Genomic DNA, 9,232 nt, shown 5'->3' on the forward strand with positions numbered 1-9,232 from the left:
ACGGCCACCGTTTGGCGGCTACGCAAGGTGGTTAGAGGGCGGGTGGTGTTCCGACCCCTCTAACCACCTTGCGTAGCCGTTCAGGCACGGAGTTGGCGGAGAACCCGCCGTAGCAAGCCTGACAGAAAAGGGGAGGCCGGGGTCGCCACGCTTGCGCGTGACGCTAGACCCCGCGCCCGGAGGCCCTTTTTCTGCCGACTGGCCTGCCGGTTACGCCCTGGTAACCGGCCCCAGTCGTTGCCGCGCGCACTACTAGCAAACGTAGTGCCTCGCCCCATCCCGCTACCGGTCGATGGTGGAGAGGCACTTCTGCTAGTTTGCGTCGCGGCCCGCGAGGCGGTGTCGCCGCCGCCGGATGGCGCACCCCCTTGCGTAGCTCACGGTCGCGCTTCCAGCGCAAGTGCTAATGTGGGCGTTCGTCCCGTAGCTCCTCTGGAAGTAAGACTGCGGCTTCCTGCGCGGCCTAACCCGCGACCTGGCGAGCTTTGAGACCTTGCTCCAGCTCCGGTCGCTCTGGGCGGCGTTGAGGCAGTGGCGGGCGCTTACGTCCGAACGATGCCGCCCAAGAGGCGGTTGAGGCACGGACTTGCCGATGCGTTCCACCAATCTCCCCAGCCTTGTGGTGGGCGGGAGATTGGTGGAACGCATCGGCGGTTTGCCACCGGCAAACCCGGCAAGGATCGGGACTGACAGGTCCGACGATCCGCGCAGCCCGCAAGCGCGACACACCAAGCAATCCAGCCCCGGCCACGGGGCACGGGATGCCGTCAGGGTGTCGGGCAGCGGGACGCCATCCAACCGCGCAGGTTGGTCGTAGAGGGTTTGGGAGAGGCGATGCCGTCTCCCATTTCGATGCGTATCGCATCGAACGGGTCTGCCATCGGCTGGGGCTTTGTCCCAAAGAGATCGCACGCAAAGCTCGAAACCGCAGGTGGAGAGTTTGCATAAGTGCGCCCTTGTCCTTTACAGGCCTACGGGTAAGCGCCTAGGCTCGATCTGGCAAGAGATACCTCACCATCCGCATTCTTTGAAGAGGATTCCCGAATTGGCCGAAACCGAGCTGGACCGTGCCGAGAAGCGATATGCCCAGGCCAAGGCCCGGCTTCAGGCCCTGCGCAACCGGGAAGCCACGCGACAGCGCAAGCTCGACACCAGGCGCAAGGTCATCCTCGGGGGTGCTTTGCTCGACCTCGCGGAACGGGACAGCGGGGCGGCCGCGATGGTGGACCGGCTGATCCGCAACCTCTCCCGTGACCAGGACCGGAAAGCCTTCGCGGAGTGGGACGGCGCGACCCCCGGCGGTGATGGCGTGTCCACTTCTGGTGAAGGTAGCTCCCATTCCCTGCCCCCTGATCCTGACGGGTCCCGGTGATGCGCTCGGTCATGCTCTTCATGGGTGGCTTGGCGCGGTTCTTCTACCGGGTGATCGCCACCCCCATCATGTTCGGGTGGATGATCGGAGCGATGGCCTTCGGCGCGATGCTGGGGACACTGTTTGCTGTTCCGTTCATCTTCGCCTTCTTTGATCAGGAGCCGGGAGAAAGCGCCTGGCAGTGGATCGTCTTCGGGCCTCTGATCTTCATCGGCGCGGTCTTCGGGTTCCAGTATTGGCGGATGCGCTCGGGGGCCGATGTCTTCTTCGGGCTGACAGGCGACAGTCACGGGTCGGCCCGCTTCGCCAGCCGCAAGGAGCTGAAGAAACACCAGGGTGGCGATGGCCTCCTGATCGGCCGCAATCCCGGCACCGGGCGGCTGCTGCGCTATGACGGTCCCGCGCATCTGATCACCCTCGCGCCCACGCGCGCCGGGAAAGGCGTCGGCACCGTCATCCCGAACCTGCTGGCCGTGGAGCGCTCCGTCATCGTGATCGACCCCAAGGGCGAGAACGCGCGGATCGCGGGCAAGGCCCGGCGGCGCTTCGGGACGGTCCATGTCCTTGATCCGTTCGAGGTCTCGGGAATGCCCTCCGCCGCCTACAACCCGCTCGACCGTCTCACGTCCGACAGTCTCGATCTGGGCGAGGATGCCGCCTCTCTGACAGAGGCGCTGGTGATGGACCCTCCGGGACAGGTGACGGAAGCCCACTGGAACGAGGAGGCCAAGGCCATCCTTGGCGGGCTGATCATGTTCTGCGTCTGCCACGAGGACCGCGACCGCCGGTCCCTTGCCACCGTCCGGGAATACCTCACCCTGCCCCCGGATCGGCTGAAGGCGCTGCTGGAGCTGATGCAGGACAGCGACGCGGCGGGCGGGTTGATCGCCCGCGCCGCCAACCGCTTCCTCGGCAAGGCAGACCGGGAAGCCGCCTCGGTCCTCTCGAACGCGCAGCGTCATACGCATTTCCTCGACAGCCCCCGGATCGCCCGGTGCCTGGCGCAGTCGGACTTCGCCTTCTCCGATCTGCGCCACCGGATCACGTCCGTGTTCCTGGTCCTGCCGCCCAACCGGATGGATGCCTACAGTCGCTGGCTGCGCCTTCTGGTCTCTCAGGCCCTCCAGGACATCGCACGAGACGCAGAAGCGGCCACAGGAGCACCAACGGCCCTGTCTGGGCCTGGAGAGGCCCCTGACGCCTCCCCTGCCACGTCCGGGGCTTCTACGGCTCCTCTGAGCGCCACAGGGCGGCTGAGAACGCCGACGCTGTTCCTGTTGGACGAGTTTGCCGCTCTCGGCCGTCTGGAGGCCGTGGAACGCGCCATGGGGCTGATGGCGGGCTACGGATTGCAGCTCTGGCCGATCCTCCAGGATATGAGCCAGCTCCGCGATCTCTACGGCGACCGCGCGAACACCTTCATCGCCAATGCCGGGGTGCAACAGGTCTTCGGCGTGAACGACTTCGAGACGGCGAAATGGCTGAGCCAGATGATCGGCCAGGAAACCTCGCGGTTCCAGACCGACAGCTTCAAGCCCGGCGACGGCCCCAGCTTCTCCAACCACCTCACCGGCCGCGATCTGCTCACCCCCGATGAAATCATGCAGATGCCGCCGAACGTCCAGCTCCTGCGCGTCCAAGGCCAGCCCTCGGCGCTCGCGCAAAAGCTGCGCTACTACGCCGATCCCGAGTTCCGGGGGCTTTTCGTCCCGCAGGACGCCGCCTGAGCCCCAGAAAGGAGCCGCCATGTCGCAAGAACCAAACCAGCCCGAGTTCCCTGCCCTCTCCGACGATGAAATCCACAAGAGCCTCGATGACATCGCCACGCTGCTCGCGGGCCAGTCGAACCGGATGGATGAACAGACGAAGGTGCTGAACCGGCTCCGGGAAGTGGCGACAGAAGCGCGGCAGGCGGCGTTCGCCGCGCGGGACCAGACGGACCCCGAGCAATACGCGGACTTCGCCGTCACGCTGTTGGAAGATCGCACCGGCAAGATCATCGACCGGATGAACGATGTGGCCAGCGGCCTGATCCGGGCCTCGAACCACACCGCGACAGTGCTCAAGGAAGCGGAACAGGACCGATCCGCCGCGCAGCGCCAGCTCTGGGACCGGGAACAGAAGCTTGACCGGTTCAAACGCCGCCTGCCTTTGATGGGTCTGGGCGCGCTCGTTCTGGCTCTGGCGATGACGGTCACGATGCCCCGCTTCCTCGCCAGCTACGAGTTCACATGCGAGTTGATGGTGGGGTTTGCCTGGACCACGACAAGCACGGATACCAATGTCTGTGTGCGGTATGTTGAATGACGCGCAACGGTCGACCGCCTTCTTCTTTTCTCAGCATCTTGGCCGCCGAAGGCGGCAAGGAGGCTCTGCCTCCTCTGCCCCGAAGGGGCATTCACCACCGGGATATTTATGGAACAAAGATATCATGGTAGTATGTTCCTGCGGCACAGGCGGGGACGCCGATGGCCGTGAACGGAGATGTCTCCGAGCGCCCTTCCGTTGCAAAGTGGAGGGGCGTTTTGTAGTGGGGCGTCGAAGGTCAAGCGCCTAGCGGGTCAGCTCAGGCTGCGAGGCCGGGTGTTATATATGTGTTAGAGTCTGTGTTACGCGAATCATGCCCTTGGTTAAGAGACTGAATTAAATACTGAAAAAAGTACATTTTTCGACTTCTGGTGGGTGATATTACGATAAGCGGTGTGTGATCTTACGAAAGATGGTGTGTGATCTTACGAAAGCTGTTCGGTGGGTGATACTACGAAGCCCTTGCGTTGGTGGGTGATATTACGAATAGTGCAGCTATGGTGGGTGAAATTACGAAGCCGGATCGAACGCCTCTCCTCCCCTTGCGGCACGCTCAGGGAGATTTCTTCGTTTGCGACATTTTCGATGCCGCGCCGAAGGGTGACATGGCGTCGATGGCGCATCCGATTTTCACCCTCTCCACTAAGCCGGACACGAAGAAGCGGCGCTATGTAGCAACGGACGGAAAGAGTTACGTTGAGATTCGGCCCAACATGATCGGGCTTGCGACTGTGCATGATCGTGATGTGCTGATCTACTGTATCTCTCAAGTCATGGCGGCGCTGAACGATGGGAAGCAAGTCCACAGAACCTTGCGCTTCAAGGCCTATGATCTGCTGGTTGCCACAAACCGGCCGACTGCCGGGACAGGATACATGGGGCTCAAGGCCGCTCTGGAGCGCCTCCAAGGCACCCAGATCGAAACCAACATCACAACCGGCGGCGTTGAACAGATCGACGGTTTCAGCTTGATCGACCGTTACCGGATCGTTCGGGAGACTCGCGACGGCCGAATGCTTGATCTTGAAGTCACGCTCTCCGATTGGGTGTTCAATGCCATCGCCGGTGACGATGTTCTCACGCTGAACCGCCGCTACTTCCAGCTCCGGAAGCCGCTGGAACGCCGTCTGTATGAGCTGGCTCGCAAACAATGCGGGACACAACCAGAATGGAAGTGTGGCCTGGACAAGCTGAAAGATAGAACCGGCTCCACGTCTTCCGATAAGGAGTTTCGGCGGCTCGTCCGGGCGATCTGCAAGGCGGACGAAGAACACAACCACATGCCGGATTATGCCTTCCGGCTCGATGCTGATATCCTCACGGTAAAGCCGAAGCTTGAATTTCTTGAAAGCTACGCACCCAGGCCAGAACAAGATAAGCTGACTGGCGGCTACGTCCTGCCACTCTCGCCAGATACGCTCGAACGGGCACGAGAGTTGGCCCCCACATGGGATATCAAGGTGCTGGTCGGGGAATGGCGGACCTACGCTGCCAGACAGAAAGAACCGCCAAAGAACCCTGACGCTGCCTTCCTTGGCTTCTGCAAAAGCTGGTTCAAAAAGCGCGGCCGAAACGGTTGGTAGTGTATTTACTCAAACACTCACTTGCTCAAATACTCAGACCATAGATCGCGTGTGATATCAGAGATTGAGCGCCCCTCCTCAACCGCGCGCATCTTGATCTTGCGATACAAGGTTTCCTCGATTTCGGCATTCAGGCGCTTCTTCTTTTCGCTGGTCTCCGTGACCTCATGCAGGATGCGCTTGCGGGCTTCATCGCCACGGCTTGGACGTTTTGCAGAAAGGGCCATCATGCGACCTCCCGTGTAGAGGATGTGAGCATCGCAAGTATCTCGTCGGTCAGCGCGGTGGTCTCCGCCCTCGCCTTGGCGTTATCGGCGTCGAAGACAGTCAGACCTTCCGCTGCCGTCTGCGGATAGACCTGGCGCTGCGTGATCGTCGTGTCACAGACCGGAAGTGCGTAGTCATCCAGCGCGGTTTTCACATCGCTGCCAAGCCGGGTGCCTTCAACAATCCTGGAAACAACGAACCCCGCTCTCGGCGATCCGTCCGTGACCTCCTGGCGGGCCTTGATGAAATCCACCAGGTCAGATGCCGCCCAGATGTCATAGGGCGATGGCTGAACCGGGATCAGAACGAAGTCGCTGACCTTGATGCAGGCCGCGATCATGTCTTCTAGTTTTGCTGCACCGTCGATCACCACATAGTCGTAGTTCGCAGCCATGCTGGTGAGCGTCTTGACGTTGTTGGGACGGTCGAGCGCCACCAGCTCGATAGGATTGTCCTCGCTGGCAGCGTGCCAGTCGCGGGCACTGCCTTGTGGGTCGCTGTCCACGATCAGGACGGTGTGGCCGCGCTCGTGAAGCGATCTGGCGAGGTTGGTGCTGATGGTGGTCTTGCCACTGCCACCCTTGGGATTCAGGACGGAAAGGATACTCATGCTCTGCCTCATTTGTGTGTTTACTCAAAAGTGTAGATGGGCTTTTGAGTGATTTCAATTGTTATGGACTGCCGCTAGGATTATCGGCAAAACCGCAACTGTTACTCAAATGAGTGATTGAGTGGCCAGACGGCAAAGCTGAGGGCAGGGTATGGTGTTAAGACCTCAGACTAGCAGTGCGCTGGATCACCACCTACGCGTTTCGCCAAGCGTTCCAATCTACGTCAGCTGCCTCGGCTAGGCTGATCTCGTCAAGATCGCAGTTCTGGGGAAAAACTACCAAGTTGGTGCTTTCGTGCCGTGCGTTCGGAACAAGCATAGCCTCGAACCCCAAGAAGTTCACCGCTTCCCCGATCTTCTGAGTCTGGTCATAGAGGATTTCTGTATAGCGGTTGAGGTCAACACCAAGCCGAGACAAAAGTTGGCGATCAGTGAGATCGAGCGTCCGGTCAAATGTCGCCTCCAGTCTGTGAACCGTGGAAGTCAAACGGCTCGGAAAGACTGACTGCTGCCGATTGATGTGGAAGTAAATCTCGGACAGCGCTCCGTCTTTCTCCAAAGCGCAGTAGAGCACTTCGCTCTCTCGCACATTCCAGCGGCCGGCACCCTTCGATCCGTCAAGCGGCGATCTTACACCGTTGACGACGCGCCAGAGGTCTCCCGCAAAGGGAACCTCTGGCAGTTCACTCAAAGCGTCGAGCAGAGCGACGTCATGGCTCGACCGTCTGGCAGACATTTAGAGGAAGACCCCACTTTCAAGGCGGTCGATGATTTCAAGAACCTCGGCCGTTCGGTCTTCATTGATTAGGTCGTAAGGTTTTTCTCCGTCCAGCTGAGGATGCCCGGTTTGCAGCCATAGGCGCGCTTCGTCTGGTTCATAGAAATCAGAAAGACGTTCAGCGACCCATCGAAGTTCAGCGATTACCTGCTGCTTCTCGATGGTGGGGGAGCCTTGGCCCTTGCTCCAACGATGCACGGTGGGCGGCGATACACCGACGATGTTTGCCAGATCGACGTTCTTCAAGCCGCCGAGCTGACGTAGCTCGCCGACCATTCGTGAGACAGCTGTTGTCCTCTGGGCAACGGCACTCATGGTCTGTTCCTGGAGGCAATACCCGGAGCAGCTACAGAAGATGGAACGGTTGCTTCGGGCGCGAAGGGGATTTGTCCTATGTTTTGAAAGGTTCTTTCGAGTGCAGTTTTCATTCTTGTGAGCCTAAGTGTCGCTTTTTCAGCTTTCTTGGTGAAGTCTTCAGGTGCTTTCTTGAGCCGGGCAGAGCGTTCAGCTTTCAGCCGCATGGCATCAAGGTGATTGTCTAGATAGTAGTCGGGACGGCGCGCTTCGGGCACTTGCCCAAGGTCAGCCAAGGTCCTTTGCTGTTCACGCAGATAGTGCGCTTCTGGTTCTCGCAACATGGCGTCGATGCTGCTGCAACAACCGGTGTCACGGCATCCATAAACAGAGCGGGCAGTTGCCGAAGCGTCAAAGAGCGCCTTCATTTCTTTGACTGTCACGCGGCGATCCAGACCAGAGACAAACACAGCGCGGTCATTGCCACCACCACCACCGCCGCGTGGCTTGAGCCAGCCTCCTGTTTGGAAGCCGTCCTTGCCCTTCATGCCGTTCGTGTAGCCGCTGGTCACGCCTACGGAGGATAGCGCCAAGGCTGTCTGGCCCCCGAGGCGATCCATGATGATGGGGATACCCAACTCATGGAATTGCAGCACTGCCCGCGCCATTTTGTCGATACCGGCACCGGTAGCATCTGCGCCAAACCCCGCAACTCGCAGCCAAACTGCTGCAATCGGCAACCCCCGAAGCGCCCCTACGATCCTCTTAACCAGCTCCGCATCCTTGATCTGAGCGTTGTCCAGGATCAGCGCATAGTTGATTCCGATGTGCTGTCCGCCTTCACGGTCCAGGGCGTCCCGAAGCGCTTCACAGCTGCGGCAATCGACGTCAAACCAGTAGAACTGATTTCCGCCTAGATAGTGAGCAGGGCTCAGAACGGTGTGGAAACCCTTAGCAACCGTGAACCGCGCGATTGGCTCTAGAACACTGCGGTTCGTACCGGCCTGAAAATCCTCTGCCTCAAGCGGGTTGTCCTTGCGCGCCCAGGGCGCATTGGCGACGGTCCCGGAGAAACGGCCGACTACACTCTGCTCGGCGATGTTCGTATCTAGAATAAGTTGGCGTCTCTCGCCGCGAAGGTCTTGGATGAGGTCAGCTTGCGCCTCGACGTGGCAGGCGTCGAAGACGAAACCTTGCTCGGCAAACCGGCCCTCGGCGCGCATGCGGTCGCCTAGAACATGTTCTCTGTAGCCAATGCGCAGATAGTGAGCGATCTGCGGCGGCGGTCGATGCAGGTGGACGACATTGGACATGGCAGACTCCTTCGCAGGTCAGCTTACAAAAAAGTTTCACGGATGTCTACCAATGAAATTTTATGCCATACTTGCCGCTACGGCTCGCTGTCCATTCTTAAGAAGCAGAACCACAATGCCTACTCAATTGAGTGATTGAGTAGGCAGGAATTAGATTAAAGGGTAGGGCAGGGAAGGCCGCTCTGCGGGACGAAGCGCTATTTCGCAGCGCCTGCGCCAATGACGGCTTTTGAAGTCTCTTGGCCTGTCGGCGACCTAATCAGCGCTGCCGATGTATCCTGTCAGTACGCCACAAGCGTGAGAGAGGTGTCGTTCGATCACAGTCGTCGCGTCATCTATCGAGCCGTTCTCGCAAGAGTGCAGCAGCTCCCAGTGATGCAGTGTGGACTCTTCGTCATACTTCTTGGCCTTGTCTGGCTGTTCTCGGATAAACTGCATCCATGAGGGCGTAATGCTGCCGAAGCAACGGCTGATAAGCTCGGCCGTCAACGAGGCGTGGTCGAGCGCATAAAATACCGCATGAAATTCCTTGTTCGATGATCCGATGAATGCATAGCGCTCATCTTCTGCCGCATTTTCAAGCAGCGCGCGCGCGCGGTGCAGATCGGCATCTCGGAGATGTGCAAAGTTGCGCCGCAACGCATGTGTTTCGAGCACAGTGCGCAGCTCATAGACTTCGATCACGTCTTCCCTGGTGACCCTTCGGAC

General features: G+C 59.7%; 10 protein-coding genes. 4 read left to right on the forward strand and 6 right to left on the reverse strand.

The features are described from left to right. Positions 1-1,027 precede the first annotated feature (1,027 nt). From M0H32_RS28455 to M0H32_RS28470, 4 genes are all read left to right on the forward strand, one after another. The gene (locus tag M0H32_RS28455; RefSeq protein ID WP_248160075.1) at positions 1,028-1,372 is read left to right on the forward strand and encodes a hypothetical protein; all 345 of its coding nucleotides are present in this window, start codon (positions 1,028-1,030) and stop codon (positions 1,370-1,372) included. A gap of 107 nt (positions 1,373-1,479) precedes the next feature. After that, positions 1,480-3,099, forward strand: coding sequence for a type IV secretory system conjugative DNA transfer family protein (locus M0H32_RS28460; protein WP_425607374.1), 1,620 nt, complete (start codon positions 1,480-1,482; stop codon positions 3,097-3,099). A 19-nt stretch (positions 3,100-3,118) separates the two neighbouring features. Then, a complete protein-coding gene (locus tag M0H32_RS28465) occupies positions 3,119-3,679 on the forward strand; it encodes a hypothetical protein (protein WP_248160080.1) in 561 nt (186 codons plus the stop codon). Positions 3,680-4,176: 497 nt separating this feature from the next. Continuing rightward, positions 4,177-5,262, forward strand: a complete 1,086-nt coding sequence (locus tag M0H32_RS28470) for a replication initiator protein A (protein WP_248160082.1) — start codon at positions 4,177-4,179, stop codon at positions 5,260-5,262. Between the two features lie 17 nt (positions 5,263-5,279). Here the strand turns inward: M0H32_RS28470 and M0H32_RS28475 are convergent, their stop codons facing one another. From M0H32_RS28475 to M0H32_RS28500, 6 genes are all read right to left on the reverse strand, one after another. Beyond that, a complete protein-coding gene (locus M0H32_RS28475) occupies positions 5,280-5,492 on the reverse strand; it encodes a plasmid partition protein ParG (RefSeq protein ID WP_248160084.1) in 213 nt (70 codons plus the stop codon). Next, on the reverse strand, positions 5,489-6,139 hold the full coding sequence (parA, locus tag M0H32_RS28480) for a ParA family partition ATPase (RefSeq protein ID WP_248160086.1): 651 nt from the start codon (positions 6,137-6,139) through the stop codon (positions 5,489-5,491). Before parA ends, M0H32_RS28475 begins: the two co-directional genes overlap by 4 nt. Positions 6,140-6,332: 193 nt before the next feature. Next, the gene (locus tag M0H32_RS28485; RefSeq protein WP_248160088.1) at positions 6,333-6,875 is read right to left on the reverse strand and encodes an RES family NAD+ phosphorylase; all 543 of its coding nucleotides are present in this window, start codon (positions 6,873-6,875) and stop codon (positions 6,333-6,335) included. Next, on the reverse strand, positions 6,876-7,232 hold the full coding sequence (locus tag M0H32_RS28490) for an antitoxin Xre/MbcA/ParS toxin-binding domain-containing protein (RefSeq protein ID WP_248160089.1): 357 nt from the start codon (positions 7,230-7,232) through the stop codon (positions 6,876-6,878). Further along, positions 7,229-8,524, reverse strand: coding sequence for a hypothetical protein (locus M0H32_RS28495; protein WP_248160090.1), 1,296 nt, complete (start codon positions 8,522-8,524; stop codon positions 7,229-7,231). The genes M0H32_RS28490 and M0H32_RS28495 overlap by 4 nt, the downstream gene beginning before the upstream one ends. A 255-nt stretch (positions 8,525-8,779) precedes the next feature. Next, positions 8,780-9,232 (reverse strand): FCD domain-containing protein (locus M0H32_RS28500; protein ID WP_248160091.1); only part of this gene is annotated, 453 nt, incomplete at its 5' end.

This window comes from Roseibium sediminicola (assembly GCF_023156505.1).
In the GTDB taxonomy this organism is placed as follows: Bacteria; Pseudomonadota; Alphaproteobacteria; order Rhizobiales; family Stappiaceae; genus Roseibium; species Roseibium sediminicola.